General features: G+C 72.5%; 14 protein-coding genes. 9 read left to right on the top strand and 5 right to left on the bottom strand.

The window, feature by feature from the left end; translation table 11 throughout:
• Positions 1-2: 2 nt before the first annotated feature.
• From IEY79_RS07640 to IEY79_RS07630, 3 genes are all read left to right on the top strand, one after another.
• Positions 3-1,754, top strand: coding sequence for an MbnB/TglH/ChrH family RiPP precursor modification enzyme (locus IEY79_RS07640; RefSeq protein WP_189106565.1), 1,752 nt, complete (start codon positions 3-5; stop codon positions 1,752-1,754).
• Positions 1,755-1,760: 6 nt separating this feature from the next.
• The gene (locus IEY79_RS37980) at positions 1,761-2,708 is read left to right on the top strand and encodes a TIGR04222 domain-containing membrane protein (RefSeq protein WP_189106564.1); all 948 of its coding nucleotides are present in this window, start codon (positions 1,761-1,763) and stop codon (positions 2,706-2,708) included.
• Between the two features lie 187 nt (positions 2,709-2,895).
• Complete coding sequence (locus IEY79_RS07630) at positions 2,896-4,557, top strand: alpha/beta hydrolase (protein WP_189106563.1); 1,662 nt, start codon at positions 2,896-2,898, stop codon at positions 4,555-4,557.
• Positions 4,558-4,666: 109 nt separating this feature from the next.
• Here IEY79_RS07630 and IEY79_RS07625 read toward each other — a convergent pair whose 3' ends face one another.
• Positions 4,667-5,524, bottom strand: a complete 858-nt coding sequence (locus tag IEY79_RS07625) for an aldo/keto reductase (protein WP_189106562.1) — start codon at positions 5,522-5,524, stop codon at positions 4,667-4,669.
• A 166-nt stretch (positions 5,525-5,690) separates the two neighbouring features.
• Between IEY79_RS07625 and IEY79_RS07620 the strand changes: the two genes are divergently transcribed.
• Positions 5,691-6,608 carry a LysR family transcriptional regulator gene (locus tag IEY79_RS07620; protein WP_189106561.1) on the top strand — a complete coding sequence of 306 codons (918 nt, stop codon included), beginning with the start codon at positions 5,691-5,693 and terminating at the stop codon, positions 6,606-6,608.
• Here the strand turns inward: IEY79_RS07620 and IEY79_RS07615 are convergent.
• From IEY79_RS07615 to hemG, 3 genes are all read right to left on the bottom strand, one after another.
• Positions 6,605-7,117 (bottom strand): mycothiol transferase, encoded by a 513-nt coding sequence (locus tag IEY79_RS07615; RefSeq protein ID WP_189106560.1) that lies wholly within the window; start codon positions 7,115-7,117, stop codon positions 6,605-6,607. The genes IEY79_RS07620 and IEY79_RS07615 overlap by 4 nt on opposite strands.
• Positions 7,118-7,453: 336 nt before the next feature.
• Positions 7,454-8,170 (bottom strand): hydrogen peroxide-dependent heme synthase, encoded by a 717-nt coding sequence (hemQ, locus tag IEY79_RS07610; RefSeq protein ID WP_189106559.1) that lies wholly within the window; start codon positions 8,168-8,170, stop codon positions 7,454-7,456.
• 4 nt (positions 8,171-8,174) lie between these two features.
• A complete protein-coding gene (gene hemG / locus IEY79_RS07605; protein ID WP_229700758.1) occupies positions 8,175-9,629 on the bottom strand; it encodes a protoporphyrinogen oxidase in 1,455 nt (484 codons plus the stop codon).
• A gap of 229 nt (positions 9,630-9,858) precedes the next feature.
• On the opposite strand from hemG, the gene IEY79_RS07600 reads away from it, so the two are divergent.
• Positions 9,859-10,875, top strand: coding sequence for a DUF4349 domain-containing protein (locus IEY79_RS07600; protein WP_189106557.1), 1,017 nt, complete (start codon positions 9,859-9,861; stop codon positions 10,873-10,875).
• 70 nt (positions 10,876-10,945) lie between these two features.
• The gene (locus tag IEY79_RS07595; protein ID WP_189106556.1) at positions 10,946-12,325 is read left to right on the top strand and encodes an FAD-dependent oxidoreductase; all 1,380 of its coding nucleotides are present in this window, start codon (positions 10,946-10,948) and stop codon (positions 12,323-12,325) included.
• A gap of 2 nt (positions 12,326-12,327) precedes the next feature.
• Here IEY79_RS07595 and hemE read toward each other — a convergent pair whose 3' ends face one another.
• The gene (hemE, locus tag IEY79_RS07590) at positions 12,328-13,422 is read right to left on the bottom strand and encodes a uroporphyrinogen decarboxylase (protein ID WP_189106555.1); all 1,095 of its coding nucleotides are present in this window, start codon (positions 13,420-13,422) and stop codon (positions 12,328-12,330) included.
• Positions 13,423-13,513: 91 nt separating this feature from the next.
• Here hemE and IEY79_RS07585 point away from each other — a divergent pair, with 91 nt between their 5' ends.
• From IEY79_RS07585 to IEY79_RS07575, 3 genes are all read left to right on the top strand, one after another.
• Positions 13,514-14,188, top strand: coding sequence for a DUF3000 domain-containing protein (locus IEY79_RS07585; protein WP_189106554.1), 675 nt, complete (start codon positions 13,514-13,516; stop codon positions 14,186-14,188).
• Between the two features lie 255 nt (positions 14,189-14,443).
• Complete coding sequence (locus IEY79_RS07580; protein WP_023537917.1) at positions 14,444-15,103, top strand: helix-turn-helix transcriptional regulator; 660 nt, start codon at positions 14,444-14,446, stop codon at positions 15,101-15,103.
• 87 nt (positions 15,104-15,190) lie between these two features.
• Entirely contained in the window at positions 15,191-16,474 is a 1,284-nt protein-coding gene (locus IEY79_RS07575; protein ID WP_189106553.1) for an HRDC domain-containing protein, read from the top strand.
• Positions 16,475-16,911 lie beyond the last annotated feature (437 nt).

Genomic DNA, 16,911 nt, shown 5'->3' with positions numbered 1-16,911 from the left:
TCATGAGCGTGGGGAATCTGCGGAGTCAGGGGCGTTCGAGGAATCCGGGGACCCTGGGGATCGGCATCGGCTGGCGGCCGGAGATCGCGGGGGCGGTGGAGGCGCTGCCCGGCATCGACTGGGTCGAGGCCGTCGCCGAGAACGTCTGCGCCGACCACCTCCCCGACTCGCTCGTCCGGCTCCGCGCACGCGGCGTCACCGTCGTCCCGCACGGCGTCTCCCTCGGCCTGGGGGGCGCCGAGCGGCCCGACACCGGGCGTCTCGCGGATCTGGCGGAGCGGGCCGAGGCGCTGGGCTCGCCGCTGATCACCGAACACATCGCTTTCGTACGGGCCGGTGGCCCGCTCACCGCCTCCCCCGCACTCCAGGCAGGCCACCTGCTGCCGGTCCCCCGCACCAAGGACGCGCTGCGGGTGCTGTGCGAGAACGTGCGGATCGCCCAGGACTCCCTGCCCGTGCCGCTCGCGGTGGAGAACATCGCCGCGCTGATCAACTGGCCGGACGAGGAGATGACCGAGGGCCAGTTCCTGGCGGAGCTGGTCGAGCGCACGGGCGTCCGCCTGCTGATCGACGTGGCGAACCTGCACACCAACCACGTGAACCGCGGCGAGGACCCGGCGAAGGCACTCGACGAACTGCCGGTCGAGGCGATCGCGTACGTGCATGTCGCGGGCGGCGTCGAACGAGACGGCGTCTGGCACGACACGCATGCCCACCCGGTGAGCGCCCCGGTGCTCGCGGTCCTCGCGGAACTGCGCTCCCGGGTATCCCCGCCGGGAGTCCTCCTGGAACGGGACGACAACTTCCCGCCGCCCTCCGAACTGGCCGCGGAACTGTCCATGATCCGCACGACCCTGCGGGGACCGGGGCCGACCGCAGTACGGGGTACGGGGGTTGCGGCGGGTCCCGACGGTGCGGGCGACGCGACAGGGATTCCGCACCCGGCCGGCGAAGCCGGTGACGAACCGGCGAATCCCAAGGGCGCGACCACGCAGGCCGGATCCACCGAACCGACCAAACCTGCCCAGCCTGCCGGGACCAGCGGGACCAGCGGGACCGGCGGGACGAGCGAGACCGGCGGGACCGGCGAGACCGGCGGGCACGGCGAGACCGGCGGGCACGGCGAGACCAGCGGCGTGGGCGGACACGGCGAGACCGGCGGGCACGGCGAGACCAGCGGCGTGGGCGGACACGGCGAGACCGGCGGGCACGGCGGGCACGGCGAGACCGGCGGCGTGGGCGGACACGGCGGCGTGGGCGGACACGGGGTGCTGTCCGAGGACGGTGATGAACCGGCGGACGCCGGGAGCGCGGGCGCGCCGCGGGGCGAAGGGCAGCCCACCGATCGCGCACGCGAGCGGCTGGCGCTCGCGCAGACCGCGCTGCTCTCCGCCCTCGTCGCCGGGACCCCCGCGCCCGAGGGGTTCGACTCGCGGCGGCTCAAGGTGCAGAGCCGGGCGCTCGCCGGGAAGCGGGCCGAGGTCGTCGCCAAGGTGGCGCCCGAGTTGCCGGTGATTCTCGGCGCGGGCTACCGCGCCGCGTTCCTCGCGTACGCCAAGTCCCGTCCCATGCGCGCCGGTTACCGGCGCGACGCGCTCGACTTCGCCGAGCACCTGCTCATCGCCGACCTGCCCGAGGACGCGGCCGCGCGGCGGGAGCTGACGCGGTGGTGGCGGGACCGGTCCGGGGCGCGGCCGCCGGGCCGGGCGACACGTATCGCGCGGGTGGCCCGTGCCGTACTCGTGGGGCGGTGACCGGCCATGGACCTGCTCGCGGCCCTGGTTCAGATCGCCGTCGGTCTGTCCTTCGTCTCGCTGATCGTCGGAGTGGTCAGACTTCGCTCGCGCGGCGGCACCCCGGAGATCCACGACCTCATGGACGCCGCCTTCCTCGGCGGCGGCCCGGGCCGGGTCGCCGAGACCGCCATCGTCGCCATGCACTCGGACGGGCGGCTGGGTATCGGCGGACCCGGCATCGTCGCCGTGTACGGCGATGTCGCCCGCGACCCGGTGGAACACGCCGTCCTCCAGGAGCACGCCCGCGCGCCGCACGGCGCCCTGCACTCGCTGCGCCTCGCGGTGATGCGCAGCCGCGCCGTACAGGACGTCGGCGACTCCCTGGCCGCTCGTGGTCTGCTGATCCCGGCCGGGAAGGCCCGCGTGTGGGTGTACTGGGGGATGGCCCAGGCGATCGTGTGCCTGCCGCTCATACCGCTGACCATCGTCGCGCTCGTGAGCTCCGGCTCGCTGGCGGTCATCCCGACCCTGCCCCTCGCGTTCATCGGGGTCTTCTCCGGACTCGTCTGCGCCATCCTGGCCAAGAGGCGGCTCAGCACCGCCGGGGTGAAGGCGCGGGCGGAGTTCCGTACGCGCCACACCCACATCACCACGCCGGCCCATCTGGTCGCCCTGGACGGCCCGATGGGGCTGCCGGACACCCTGTTGCGGGAACAGCTCCTGGTCGCGACGCGCATGCGGCCCGGACGGGACTTCCAGCCGGCGTCGCATCTGGCCGTCGCGACGGTGGAGTGGTGCGCGAGCGCGGGCTTCGCCGACGGCAGTTCAGGAGGATCCGGCGGCTGCGGGGCCTCGGGAGGCGGCGGTTGCGGCAGCTCCGGAGGGTCGGGCTGCGGCGGGGGCGGTGGTTCCGGCGGTGGTGGCGGATGCGGGGGCGGCGGAGGCTGCGGAGGGGGAGGCGGCGGAGGCTGAACGGCACCCCGCGGCCGGCCCGCGCGGGGAGCACGCTCGGCCCGGTCCCGCACCCCGAACGGGCCTATTGAGTGACTGTATGACGCATCGGAGTCACACGCCCCGACACCGCTCACAGATCCTTTACATGCCGGCAGCGCCGGAGATGATCGCCTTCCCCCACCGCGGCACGCCTGAAGGGAAAGCGATGAGAGCAGTTGCGAAGTACGGGGCCCTGGCCACCCTCGGCTCCTTGGTCCTGTCCACCCTCTCCGCCGCCCCGGCGGGCGGCGCGGACTTCGCCGGCGCCTCGTCCGAGGAGCGCGGCGCGGTCGTCGCCGCCAAGCGCGCCGCCGCCGCCGGGATCAGGTTCCGTACCTGCCCCAAGGCGGAGATGCTGCCCGCTCCCCTCACCTGCGGCACGGTCGAGGTGCCCCTCGACTACGCCCGGCCCGACGGCGAGCGGATCCGGCTCACGGTCAGCCGCGTGAAGGCGTCGGGCAAGACGGGCGCCGCCGGCGGCGACGGCAAGGCCGTGGAGACCGTCGCCCGCCAGGGCGCCCTGGTCTACAACCCCGGCGGCCCCGGCGCCTCCAGCATGGCTTTCCCGCTGGCGGCCGGCCTGCCCGAGTGGAAGCGGATCGCGGCGGCGTACGACGTCGTCGGCTACGCCCCGCGCGGCGTCGGCCGCTCCGCGCCGCTGTCCTGCCAGAACGCCGCGGACTTCGCGAAGGCCCCCACCCCCGCGCCGACATACCCCTCGGAGTCGTTCAAGAGGGAGCGGATCTCGCGCGCCAAGGCGTACGCACAGGGCTGCGCCCGCAACGCGGGAGAGACCCTGCGCCACTACACGTCGCTGAACAACGCCCGCGACCTCGACGTCCTGCGGGCCGCCCTCGGCGAGAAGAAGCTGACCTTCATGGGCTCCTCCTACGGAACGTACTTCGGCGCGCTCTACGCCTCGCTCTTCCCGACCCACGTACGCCGGATGGTCTTCGACTCCGCCGTCAACCCGGACCCGGAGCAGATCTGGTACCGCAACAACCTCGACCAGTCCTTCGCCTTCGAGCAGCGCTGGGCGGACTTCCGGGCCTGGGTCGCCAAGCACGACGCGACGTACCGCCTCGGTGCCACGCCCGATGAGGTGCAGCGCAGTTACGAGCGCGTACGGGCGGCGGTCGCGCACAAGCCCGCGGGCGGCAAGGTCGGCCCCGGCCAGCTGCACGCGGCGATGCTCGGGGCGGGTTACTACGACGACTACTGGGCGATGCGCGCGACGGCCCTCTCGGAGTTCCTGAAGGGCAACCCCAAGCCCCTGGTCGACCAGGCCACACCGCAGCCGGCCGCGGCCGTGGACAACGAGAACGGCAACGCCGTCTACACCGCCGTGGAGTGCAACGACGCGCCGTGGCCGACGGACTGGAAGGTGTGGGACCGCGACAACACCGAACTCGCCGGGCAGGCCCCGTTCGAGACCTGGGACAACGCGTGGATGAATCTGCCGTGCGCCTACTGGCCGGCGCCGCGCCAGCGCCCCGTCGACATCCGCACCGCGCCCGGTGAGCTGCCGCCGACACTGATCCTGGCCGCCGAACGGGACGCGGCGACGCCGTACCCGGGCGCGCTGGAGCTGCAACGGCGCCTGTCCGGTGCGGTACTGGTAACCGAGCGCGACGCGGGCACGCACGGCATCGCGGGCGGCCCCAACGCGTGCGTCAACGACCACGTCGAGGCGTATCTGCTGGCCGGAAAGACACCGGCGCGTCGGACGGAGTGCAAACCGCACGCGGAGCCCAACCCGGTGTCGCTGGACGCGGACGAGACCCGTTCCGAGCTGCGGCGCCGGCTGAACCCGGGCATTCAGCTCTGACACCGGGCCAGGCCCTGCCGGACGGCAGGGCCTGGCAACGGCGGCTTTTCCCACTTCCCGTCGGCGGCGAACGCGGACAGGCGCCTCAGGGGCTGTTGTGAGCCGGCGGTCAGGCCGCGTCCAGCTCCGCCACCTCGGCGGGGGTGAGCGCGAGGTCCGCCGCGCCGACCGAGTCGGTGATGGTCTCGGGGCGGCTGGAGCCCGGGATCGGCACCACGACGGGCGACTTCGCCAGCATCCAGGCCAGGCAGACGCGCTGGGGGCTCACTCCGTGGGCCTCGGCGACGCGGTTGAACGCGGCGTAGGAGGAGCCGAGTCCGGCCGCGTTCTTGATGCCGCCGAACGGGCTCCACGGAAGGAACGCGATCCCCAGCTCCGTACAGAGGTCGAGCTCCGGCTCGCTGGAACGGAACGCCGGCGAGAACTGGTTCTGTACGGAGACGAGCCGGCCGCCCAGGATCTCGTCGGCCGCGCGGATCCGCTCCGGGGTGGCGTTGGATATGCCGGCCTGCTGGATCTTGCCCTCGTCGAGCAGTTCGCGCAGGGCGCCGACGGACTCCTCGTACGGCACCTTCGGGTCGGGGCGGTGGAACTGGTACAGCCCTATCGACTCCACCCCGAGCCTGCGGAGCGACTGTTCGCAGGCGCGCTTGATGTACTCCGGCGAGCCGTTCAGCGTCCAGGAGCCGTCACCGGGCCGCAGATGGCCGCCCTTGGTGGCCACCAGGACCTCGGAGCCGCCGCTGTGGGAGGCCAGCGCCTTGGCGATCAGGGATTCGTTGTGGCCCACGTCGGTGGCGAGCAGGTGGTAGGCGTCCGCCGTGTCGATGAACGTCACGCCGGCGTCCAGCGCCGCGTGGATGGTGGCGACGGAACGGGCCTCGTCGGGCCGTCCCTCGATCGACATCGGCATTCCGCCCAGCCCGATCGAGCTGACTTCGACAGTGCCGATACGACGGGTCTTCATGGTCTGACGCACTCCTTGCCGCGGCTGCGACCGGCCGGTTCCGGCGGGCCTGGGACAGTCTCGCCCCGTCCCCGACAAGGCGTCCAATAGAAGAAAACGAACACATTGAGCGCTCGGGCTTCTCAATGTGCCCGGTACACGGAGGTTCTCGCCTAGGCTGCCGTCCGTGGAACTCCGTCATCTCGAGTACTTCGTCGCCGTCGCGGAAGAGCGGCACTTCACCAGGGCCGCCCAGCGGCTGCTGGTCTCCCAGTCGGGCCTCTCGGCCTCCGTGCGCGCGCTCGAACGCGAGCTGGGCGCCCCGCTCTTCGTACGGTCCACCCGCAGGGTGGAGCTGACCGGCGCCGGCCGCGCGCTGCTCGTGGAGGCCTCGCGCGCGCTGGCGAGCGTACGGGCGGGCAAGGAGGCGGTCGCCGCCGTACAGGGGCTGATGCGCGGCACGCTGGCCGTCGGCACCGAGCAGTGCGTCACCGGTGTGCACGTCCCCGGCCTCCTCGCGCGTTTCCGGTCCGAGCACCCCGACGTGGAGATACGGCTGAGGCAGGCGGGGTCCGCGTCCCTCGTGGACGATGTCGCGGAGGGGCGGCTGGACCTGGCGTTCGTCGTCGTGTCCGGGGCCGTACCGGAGGGGGTCCGGCTGATCCGGCTGGCCGGCGAGCCGATGGTGCTGCTCTGCCACCCCGGTCACCGGCTCGCGGGGGCCGCCGGGACGCGGTGGGCCGATCTCGCCGACGAGGTGTTCGTGGACTTCCACCAGGACTGGGGAGCCCGTGGCCTCACGGACCGGGCCTTCGAGGCCGTGGACGTCGAACGGCGGGTGGCCCTGGAGGTCAACGACGTGCACAGTCTGATCGAACTCGTCGGGCACGGCCTCGGCATCGCCGTGGTGCCCCGCCCGATCGCCCGCAAGGGCGAGGCCGCCGCGCTCAGTACGGTGCCGCTCGCCGGGGCGGAGACCGGCCTCTGGGAGGTCTCGGCGGCCGTCCCCGAGGAGCGACGCACCGGCCCGGCGGCCCGGGAACTGCTCTCCTACCTGACACACCCGGAGGCGGACGAGGCGCCGGAGACCGTGGACAGGCCTTAGGGCCGCAGCAGCCAGCCCTTGATGAACGCGGCCTGGCCGACGTGCTGGAGATCGTCCGAGACGACGCTGACCAGCCGCACGCCGAGGGTCACGGCCGGCACCCAGTTCCGGTCCACGACGCGTGCGTAGTCGGCGTCCTCAAGCGTCCTGATGTACGAGACGGTCTGCTCGTGAACGGCGTCGTGGTACTCCACCAGCGCCTCCCCCGTGATCCCGCCGACCGCCGCCACGTCCTTGGGCGAGTGTCCGTACCCCGTCGCGTGCCGCGAGAAGGGCAGTTCGAACCGGCCCGTCCAGTCCTGCGCGATCCACACCTCGTCCGTCCCCGCGACATCGGCGACGTGATCGTCCTGGATCCGGGTGAGGTGCCAGACGAGCCAGGCGATGGAGTTCGCCCCGTCGTCGATGCGTACGGCGAGCGCCTCGGGGGAGAGTCCGTCGACCACCTCGTGGACGGTGTGACGGATCCGGTCGAAGGCGTCGATGAGCAGGTCACCGCTCGTGGTCATGGCACGCTCCGCTTCTGTACTGTCCCGGTCCCGCGCTCCCCGGAGCGCCCTCGCAAGCACAACTCCGGGCCCACCGGTCGCGATCGGCGAAGCGCGGGCAAGTACGGGGAAGAAAGCCGAACTTCCCCGAGATTCACCGCGTCTGCGCAGGTCGGCGACCGGTGCGGCCCGGAGCCGGACCCGGTGTCGCTGGACGAGAGTTCCGGCCGCGGGCTGCCGCCGGTCGTCTGATCTTCCGGGTGGGACGGCCGGGCCACCCGAGGGCGGACCCGGTCGTCATGCAGTTGTGCGCTCACGCTACGCGGATCACGGTCCGCGCCTGTGGATCAAGCGTGATCAGGCGAGTCCGTCGACCAGGTCCGCGACCGACTTCCGGCGGCCCGTGTAGAACGGCACCTCTTCCCGTACGTACAGCCGTGCCTTCGAACCCCGCAGATGACGCATCAGGTCGACGATCCGGTCCAGTTCGTCGGCCTCGAAGGCGAGAATCCACTCGTAGTCACCGAGCGAGAAGGATGACACGGTGTTGGCGCGGACGTCCGGATATCCACGGGCCATCTTTCCGTGGTCGGCGAGCATCGTACGCCGCTCCTCCTCGGGCAGCAGATACCAGTCGTACGAGCGCACGAAGGGGTAGACGCTGACGTAGTCGCGCGCCTTCTCGTCGGCCAGGAAGGCCGGTACGTGCGACTTGTTGAACTCGGCGGGGCGGTGCAGCGCCATGTTCGACCAGACGGGGTCGAGCGTGCGGCCGAGCTTCGTGCGGCGGAAGAGGTTGTACGCACCCTGGAGTTCGTCCGCGGTCCCCGCGTGCCACCAGATCATCAGGTCGGCGTCGGCGCGCAGCCCGGACACGTCGTACGTGCCGCGCACGGTGATGTCCTTGGCGGCGAGCTGGTCGAACAGCTCCTGGACCTCGTCGGCGTAACCGGCCCGGTCCTCCGGCAGCAGATCGCGCAGCTTGAAGACGGACCACAGCGTGTAGCGGATCACGTCGTTGAGGTCCTTGGCCTTCTTGCCCGCGTTGGGGGTCTTGTCTGGTGCGGAAGTCATACCGCTATTCTCCCGCGTCCCGATGGGTGCCCCGCGCCAGGGTCGGTGTCGCCATGATCTCGTCGGCGGCGCGCCGGGCGCTCGCGATACAGGCGGGGATGCCGACGCCGTCGTACGGGGCGCCGCAGACGCGCAGTGCGGGAAGTTCGGCGACGGCCTCCCGGATGCGGGCGACGCGCGCGGGGTGGCCCACCGGGTACTGGGGCAGGCCGCCGATCCACCGGGTCACCTCGGTGGCCACGGGCCGCGCGGCCAGTCCGGTGGCCGCGCCGAGGTCGCGCAGGGACGCCCCGACGAGTTCGGCGTCCTCGTGCTGGAGCCGCTCCTCCTCGCCGTACCTGCCGATGGACGTACGCAGGACGAAGAGGTCCGGCGCCGACCGGTCGACCCAGCCCCACTTACGGGTGGAGAACGTCGCGGCCTTGATGGTGCGGCCGTCGACGGGCGGTACGAGGAAGCCGCTGCCGTCGGGCAGGCCGGGCAGGTCCGTGAGGGCGGCGCGGCGGAAGGCCATCGTCACGAGCGCCATGGAGGCGTACTCGATCTCCGCGAGTCCGGTGGACGCGGCGGGTGACTCGTGCGCGAGGAGGGCGGCGGCGGACCAGGCCGGGTTCGCCAGGACCACCCCGTCGGCGGCGACGATCTCGCGCTCGGTCCGGACCGCCCAGCCGGCCGCGGTGCGGGTGAGGGCGAGGACGGGCGTCTGCGTACGGATGTCGCCTCCACGCGCCCGTACGGCGTCCGCGACGGCGCCCGGCAGTCTGCCGACACCGCCGTCGATACCGGCGAACACGGCGTCGGTGCGCGGGTTTTCGGCGGCCTTGGCCTGGACGGCGCGGACGGCGTCGAGCAGCGAGTCGTGGGTGCGGAGCGCCTCGAAGAGCTGGGGGACGGCGGCGCGCATGGAGATCCGGTAGGCGTCGCCCGCGTAGACGCCGCCGAGCAGCGGCTCCACCAGCCGGTCCACGACCTCGTGCCCCAGCCGCTCCGCGACGTACTCGCCGATGGACACGTCGTCGCCGACGGACACCGGGCGGAGGTCCCGTTCGCCGTCGATCCTGGCGACGCCTTCCGCGGAGAGCAGACCGGCGAGGGCCGAGGCGTCGGCCGGCACGCCCATCACATGGCCCTTGGGCATGGCGTGCAGCCCGCCGCGCGACCAGACGGAGGCTGAGGTCGTGGCGGGCGGCTGGAGGCGCTCACCGAGCCCCACGGAGCGGGCGAGGGCGACGGCCTCGGGGCGGCGCGCGAGCATGGACTCGGCGCCGAGGTCGACGGGGGCGCCCTCGATCTCACCGGCCCGGAGTTTGCCGCCGAGGAGGTCGGTCGCCTCCAGGAGCGTCACACGGGCCCCGGCGGAGAGCAGCCGGTCGGCCGCGGCGAGACCGGCGATGCCGCCCCCGACGACGACGACATGGGGCGTACGCGGGGCGTCCGGCCCAGCTGTGGCGTCGGGCATGGGCGCGTGATCGGGACTGCTCACCATGGCTGCCACTCTCTCAGACCACCTCCGGACCTTTTCCGGCACGGGTCGACCCGGGTCCGGCGCAGCTCATCGCGGCCCCTTCGCGCCCGGTCCGTACCGAGTCCCGACCGTGACCGCTTCGCGACCGGAAAAGCGCAACCCGCTCCCCCGCCCGTCCGTCGAACCCCCGATATCAGCGCTCGGCTTCTTTGGGGGGACCGACATGCGTGCACTTCCCGCATTCGCGGCAGCACTTCTCACCGCTTCACTGGCCCTGGCGGGGTGCGGTGCGGGCGGTTCGGACAGCGGAGACATGAAGGCCGACAGCGCGGCCCGGCCGGCGAAGGGCGGGCAGGGGGCCGCCGCCCCGGAGGCGGCCGCCGACAAGGCGTACGAAGCCGGCGACCAGCAGGCCGGGAAGGGCGAGGCGGCCGACGCCGACCCGGCGAAGACCCATGTGATCCGCACCGCGTCCCTCTCCGTGGAGGTGAAGAGCGTGACGAAGGCGCTCGCCACGGCCCGTTCGGTCGCGCTCGGGGCGGGCGGCGAGATCGAGGACGAGAGCACGGAGCGTATCGACGACACACACGTGACCTCGAAGGTCGTGCTGCGGGTCCCGGAGGCGGAGTACGACTCCGTCCTCAAGGAACTCGCGGGCACCGGCAAGCTGCTGGCGCGCACGGCGAACGCGAAGGACGTCACCGAGCAGGTGGTCGACGTGAAGAGCCGTATCGCGACGCAGCGCGCGAGCGTGAACCGCGTACGGGAGCTGATGGACCGGGCCGAGGACGTCACGGACGTGGTGGCCCTGGAGACCCAACTGAACAATCGCCAGGCCGAGTTGGAATCCCTGCTGGCCAGGCAGGCGTCGCTCGCCGACCGGACGACGATGGCGACGGTCACGCTCGACCTGAGCGAGGAGACGAAGGAGAAGAAGGACGAGGGGGACGACGACCCGGGCTTCCTGGACGCGCTGGGCGGCGGCTGGGACGCGTTCGTGTCGATGCTGCGGTGGACCGTGGTGGTGCTGGCCGCGATCCTGCCGTTCGCCGCGGCGCTGGCGCTGCTGTACGTGCTGTGGCGGCTGTTCGGCGTACGGCTGCTGGGCGCGGGAGCGCGGCGTACGCCCGTCGCGACCCCGGCAGAGGCACCGGAGCCCGCCCCGGCACCCGCACCCGACCCCGCACCGGCGGCCCCGGCCGCCCCGGCGCAATCGCCGGACACGGGCAAGCAGGACTGAACCGGCGCCTCCGCGTAGCGTCTGTGTGCGGGGTACGCGGTACCCCGCACACATCCGAAGGGGACGCGCAATGGCAGCGGAGCGCTTGGTGGTCATCGGCGGCGACGCGGCGGGAATGTCCGCCGCGTCGCAGGCCCGCAGGTTCAAGGGGCCCGACGAGCTGGAGATCGTCGCCTTCGAGCGCGGCGACTACGCCTCGTACTCGGCGTGCGGCATCCCGTACTGGGTCGGCGGCGACGTCGAGCGGCTCGACGACCTCGTCGCCCGCACTCCGGAGGAGCACCGGGCGCGAGCGATCGATCTGCGGATGCGGACCGAGGCCGTACGGATCGACACCGAGGGCAGGCGGGTCCTGGCCCGGGATCTGGACGCCGGGACCGAGTCGTGGACGGAGTACGACAAGCTGGTGATCGCCACGGGCGCGCGGCCGGTCCGGCCATCGCTGCCGGGCATCGACGCCCCCGGCGTGCACGGCGTGCAGACCCTCGGCGACGGCGAGGCGATGATCGAGACGCTGGCCCGCACGGACGGCGGACGCGCGGTCGTCGTGGGCGCGGGTTACATCGGCGTCGAGATGGCGGAGGCGCTGCTCAAGCGCGGGTACGAGGTCACCGTCCTGCACCGCGACGAGCAGCCGATGGCCACGCTGGACCCGGACATGGGGCGACTGGTCCACGAGGCGATGGACGGCCTCGGCATCACGACGGTCGGCGGCGCGGCCGTCTCCGAGATCCTGACCGGCGACGACGGCCGGGTCAGGGCGGTCGTGACCGACGACGCCGAGTACCCGGCGGACGTCGTCGTCCTCGGCATCGGTGTCCGCCCGGAGACGGCGCTCGCCGAGGCCGCCGGTCTGCCGCTCGGCCCGCACCGCGGGCTGCTCACCGATCTGTCGATGCGGGTACGCGGTCACGACGACATCTGGGCGGGCGGCGACTGCGTCGAGGTGCTGGACCTGGTCACGGGCACCACCCGGCATATCGCGCTGGGCACGCACGCCAACAAGCACGGCCAGATCATCGGCGCGAACGTGGGCGGCGACTACGGCACGTTCCCGGGCGTCGTCGGCACCGCCGTCAGCAAGGTCTGCGACCGGGAGATCGCCCGGACGGGACTGCGCGAGAAGGACGCCCGCGCGGCGGGGCTCCAGTACGTGTCGGCGACCATCGAGTCCACGGGCACGGCCGGGTATCTGCCGGGGGCGCCGCTGATGACGGTGAAGATGCTCGCCGAACGCCGGTCGGGCCGGCTGCTCGGCGTGCAGATCGTGGGCGGCGTGGGAGCCGCGAAGCGGGTGGACATCGCGGCGGTCGCCCTCACGGCCCGGATGACGGTGGAACAGATGACGGCGCTGGACCTGGGCTACGCGCCGCCGTTCTCCCCGGTCTGGGACCCGGTCCTGGTGGCGGCCCGCAAGGCGACGGCCGCCGTCAGGAAGGCGGGGTGGTGAGGTTACTGGCGCGCGGTCCGGGTGTGGACGTATTCGACGAGTCGGGTCAGCGAGTCCGGGTCCATGTTCGGAAGCACCCCGTGCCCGAGATTGAAGATGTGCCCCTCCAACCCCTTGGCGGCGTCGAGGACTTCGTCGGTCTTCGTCTCCACCGCACGCGTGGGGGCGAAGAGGACCGCCGGGTCGAGATTGCCCTGGAGCGCCTTGCCGGGGCCGACGCGGCGGGCCGCCTCGTCCAGCGGTACGCGCCAGTCGACGCCCACGACGTCCGCGCCCGCCTCGCCCATCAGGCCGAGCAGTTCGCCCGTACCGACACCGAAGTGGATACGCGGCACGCCGTAGCCGGCGATCATGTCGAAGACCTTCGCGGACGCGGGCATCGCGGAGCGCCGGTAGTCGGCGGGGGCGAGCGCGCCGACCCACGAGTCGAAGAGCTGGACGGCGCTCGCGCCCGCCTCGATCTGCACCTTGAGGAACGCGCCGGTGATCTCCGCGAGCCGGTCGAGCAGTTCGGCCCAGAGTTCCGGGTCGCCGTACATCATGGCCTTGGTGTTCTCGTGGTTACGGGACGGCCCGCCCTCCACGAGATAGCTCGCCAGGGTGAACGGGGCGCCCGCGAAGCCGATGAGCGGGGTCGACCCCAGCTCGGCGGTGAGCATGCCCATCGCCTCGGTGACGTAGTGGACGTCGTCCGGCGTCAGGTCCCGCAACTGCGCGAGGTCGGCGCGCGAGCGGATGGGGTGCGCCACGACGGGGCCGACGCCCGGCTTGATGTCGAGGTCGACGCCGATGGCCTTGAGCGGGACGACGATGTCGCTGAAGTAGACCGCCGCGTCGACCCCGTGCCTGCGGACCGGCTGGAGCGTGATCTCGGTGACCATGTCGGGCCGCATGCACGACTCCAGCATCGCCGTGCCCTCGCGCAGCTTGCGGTACTCGGGCAGCGAACGGCCCGCCTGTCGCATGAACCACACCGGGGTGTGGGGCACGGGCTCCCGCCTGCACGCCTTCATGAAGGCGGAGTCGCGGGTGGCGAGTGTCGCCGATGTCGGCGCGGTCTTCGTCGGCTGGCCCGAGGGGCGGTCGTTGGCGCTCACGCCCAGAATCTTCGCATGTACACAGAAGCGGCCGCCCCGGGCCGGGTGTCCTTCACCGCACGGGACGCTCGTTCCGCCTACTCTTCCCCGCATGGCTGCGGCTCAGGGACAGTTTTCTGATCATTCCAACGGCGTCGGCGGTACGGGGGGTACGGAGGGGGACTCCGTCCCGTCCGCGTTCCGACTGGCCGTCGAAGCTTTGCGGACGGCGCGGCTGCGCCCCGAGATGGAGATCGACCCGACCAAGCCTCCTCAGCGGCTCGCTCCGCACGCGTACGCGCTGGAGGCCGCGGTGGTCCAGGGGGACGACGACCTGGCCGACGGCAGGCTGGTGCTGCTCCACGACCCGGACGGACACGACGCCTGGCAGGGCACGTTCCGGCTGGTGACGCTCGTACGGGCGGAGCTGGAGCCGGAAATGGCGGCGGACCCGCTGCTCCCGGAGGTCTGCTGGTCGTGGCTGACCGGGGCGCTCGAAGCGCGCGGTCTGTCGTACGGGGAGCCGAGCGGCACGGTCACCCGCGCGGGGTCGCACTACTTCGGCGGACTCTCGGAGCGCCGTCCGGCGACCCAGATCGAGATCAGGGCCTCCTGGACGCCGCGCGAGGGCATGGGCGGAGTCCCGGACTCGGCAACGCACTTGGCGGCCTGGTGCGATCTGCTGTGCCAGCTCGCGGGGCTCCCGCCGGCGCCCCCCACCGGCCCGACGGAGCCGGGCGCGGGAGTGGTCTCGCTCCCCCAGCGCCGGGGCCCTCAGGCTCGCTAGGGGGTGGCTTGTCGATCCGGCCGGATCGACAAGCCACCCCCTGCGGGGAGGTTGAAATCCGCGCTCCGGGGAAGGGCCCACTCGTAGGATGATCGATCGCGCATCCGAATTGCCCGAATTGTTACTCATCAATTCGTGATCATTCTCTAAAGGCGGAGACGGTTGCTGCCGAAGAGGTCAATGACCCTTCAAGCACGGTTCGCCCCCGGCTTCATCCCCAGAGCCGGCCCGTCCCGCACCTTCCCAGGAGGCCTGGTGTCCGTTCTCCTCGAGCAGCCCGCAAGCCTGGTCGCCTACCGCCCGAACAAGCCGACGGCCATGGTCGTCGTGGCCGACCCTCGCGTCCGCTCCACCGTCACCCGCCATCTGTGGGCTCTCGGAGTACGCGACGTCATCGAGGCTTCGTCCATCGCGGAGGCGCGTCCCCGCGTCGGCAACCCACGCGACATCTGCGTTGCCGACGTCCACCTGCCCGACGGTTCCGGGCTGACCCTGCTGTCCGAGACCCGGGCAGCAGGCTGGCCCAACGGCCTCGCCCTCTCCGCGGCCGACGACATCGGCGCGGTGCGCAACGCCCTCGCGGGCGGCGTCAAGGGCTACGTCGTGACCGGTACGCGTACGAACATCGGCCACCCCGGCCGCCCCGGCGCCGCCCCCATCGGCGCCGGACCCCGCATGCACCGCCGCCCCCCGGGTTCCCCGAGCCACCCGGGCGGCTACCGCGAGCTCTCCGGCCGTGAGGTCGAGGTGCTCAGACTGGTCGCCGAAGGCCAGTCGAACAAGGCGATCGGCGTCTCGATGGGCCTGTCGGCCCTGACCGTCAAGAGCCACCTCGCCCGTATCGCGCGCAAGCTCGGCACGGGCGACCGGGCGGGAATGGTCGCCGTGGCCCTCCGCACCGGGATCATTCACTGACCGGTTTCACCCTCCCCACCGGCCGCATCGCCCGCCGACGGAACGTTCCGTCGGCGGGCGGCGTCCGTTCACAGATACCCTTGACACGTGACCGACGCCCAAGAGACCGCAGCAGACCCAGCACTGCGAACCACCGGGGGCGCTCCCCCGGCCGACGTCGAACCGGCGCCGATCCCTTTGTTGGAGCCTCGCGAAGGCATTCCGCCGGTGGTCGCCACCGAAGAAGCGCTCGCCGAGGTGATCGCTTCCTTCGCCGCGGGCACCGGCCCGCTGGCCGTCGACGCCGAGCGGGCGTCCGGCTACCGCTACGGGCAGAGCGCCTACCTCGTACAGCTGCGCCGCGAAGGCGCGGGCACCGCGCTGATCGATCCGGTCGGCTGCCCCGACCTCTCGGCCCTCGGCGACGTCCTCGCCGGTACGGAGTGGATCCTGCACGCCGCGACCCAGGACCTGCCGTGCCTGAGGGAAATAGGCATGCGCCCCACGCGGCTGTTCGACACCGAGCTGGCGGGACGGCTCGCGGGCTTCCCGCGCGTCGGCCTCGGCGCGATGGTCGAGAACGTCCTCGGGTTCGCCCTGGAGAAGGGCCACTCCGCCGTCGACTGGTCGACCAGACCGCTCCCCGAGCCATGGCTGCGGTACGCCGCGCTCGACGTCGAGCTGCTGGTCGACCTGCGCAACGCGCTGGAGAAGGAGCTGGACCGGCAGAACAAGCTGGACTGGGCCTGGCAGGAGTTCGACGCGATCGCCTCCGCCCCGCCGCCGCCTCCGCGCAAGGACCCGTGGCGCCGAACGTCCGGCATGCACAAGGTCCGGCGGCGCCGGCAGATGGCCGTCGTACGGGAGCTGTGGAACGCCCGCGACCAGGCCGCACAGCGGCGCGACGTCTCCCCCGGCAAGGTCCTCAGCGACGGCGCGATCATCGAGGCGGCGCTGGCACTGCCGCTCAACGTGCACGCGCTCACCGCGCTGCCCGGCTTCGGGCACCGGATGGGGCGGCGCCAGCTCGAACAGTGGCAGACCGCGATCGACCGGGCGAAGGCACTGCCCGACGGGGAGCTGCCGCAGCCCGGGCAGCCGCTGAACGGTCCGCCGCCGCCGCGCTCGTGGGCGGACAAGGACCCGGAGGCGGCGGCCCGGCTCTCGGCGGCCCGCGCCTCGGTGACGGCGCTGGCGGAGCGGCTGAACATGCCGCAGGAGAACCTGATCACGCCGGACACGGTGCGGCGGGTCTGCTGGGAGCCGCCGGCGGAGCGGAGCGTGGAGGCGGTGTCGGCGGCGCTGGCCGCGCATGGCGCGCGGCGGTGGCAGGTGGAGCAGGTGGCGCCGCTGCTGACGCGTGCGCTGACGGCGACGGCGTCCACGGGCTGACGGGTCGCCTCCGGCGCGGGGTCGCCGTCCGGCGCGGTTGCGGGTCTTGGTTGCTGTCTCGTTGCCGGGGGCGGGGTTCGGGGCCTCCGGAGGGGTATGTCCGGACGGCGTGATTTGCGGCGCGCGCAGGGCTCGTTGGACCCGTGGAGACGTTCTTGTTCCCGCGCCACAAATCAGCCTGAGTGTCCGAACACACCCCTCATACGACCCCGCCCCCCTCACGCCGGTGGGGGGTGCTGTCCAACGAGCCCTGCACGCGGCGTAAATCGCGCCGTCCGGGCATGACACCGGAGCGGCACCCGGACACCACCGCAACCCCGGCAGGGCCGCCCCCCGCCGGGAGAGGCGACCTCGTAACCGTGACCCGGAGAACACCCCGTCTCTCTGGGCAGTGCGGTTACCCGCAAGTAGCATAGGATTCGACAGAGCGTGCCCGC

Source organism: Streptomyces camponoticapitis (assembly GCF_014646115.1).
Lineage (GTDB): Bacteria > Actinomycetota > Actinomycetes > Streptomycetales > Streptomycetaceae > Streptomyces > Streptomyces camponoticapitis.
The sequence above is the reverse complement of the archived record's forward strand: the minus strand, read 5'-3'. Positions and strand labels throughout refer to the sequence as shown.

Coding starts and splice junctions, on each gene's coding strand:
- IEY79_RS07640 (WP_189106565.1), top strand. CDS start 3: ATGAGCGTGGGGAATCTGCGGAGTCAGGGGCGTTCGAGGAATCCGGGG.
- IEY79_RS37980 (WP_189106564.1), top strand. CDS start 1,761: ATGGACCTGCTCGCGGCCCTGGTTCAGATCGCCGTCGGTCTGTCCTTC.
- IEY79_RS07630 (WP_189106563.1), top strand. CDS start 2,896: ATGAGAGCAGTTGCGAAGTACGGGGCCCTGGCCACCCTCGGCTCCTTG.
- IEY79_RS07625 (WP_189106562.1), bottom strand. CDS start 5,524: ATGAAGACCCGTCGTATCGGCACTGTCGAAGTCAGCTCGATCGGGCTG.
- IEY79_RS07615 (WP_189106560.1), bottom strand. CDS start 7,117: ATGACCACGAGCGGTGACCTGCTCATCGACGCCTTCGACCGGATCCGT.
- hemQ (WP_189106559.1), bottom strand. CDS start 8,170: ATGACTTCCGCACCAGACAAGACCCCCAACGCGGGCAAGAAGGCCAAG.
- hemG (WP_229700758.1), bottom strand. CDS start 9,629: ATGCCCGACGCCACAGCTGGGCCGGACGCCCCGCGTACGCCCCATGTC.
- IEY79_RS07600 (WP_189106557.1), top strand. CDS start 9,859: ATGCGTGCACTTCCCGCATTCGCGGCAGCACTTCTCACCGCTTCACTG.
- IEY79_RS07595 (WP_189106556.1), top strand. CDS start 10,946: ATGGCAGCGGAGCGCTTGGTGGTCATCGGCGGCGACGCGGCGGGAATG.
- IEY79_RS07585 (WP_189106554.1), top strand. CDS start 13,514: ATGGCTGCGGCTCAGGGACAGTTTTCTGATCATTCCAACGGCGTCGGC.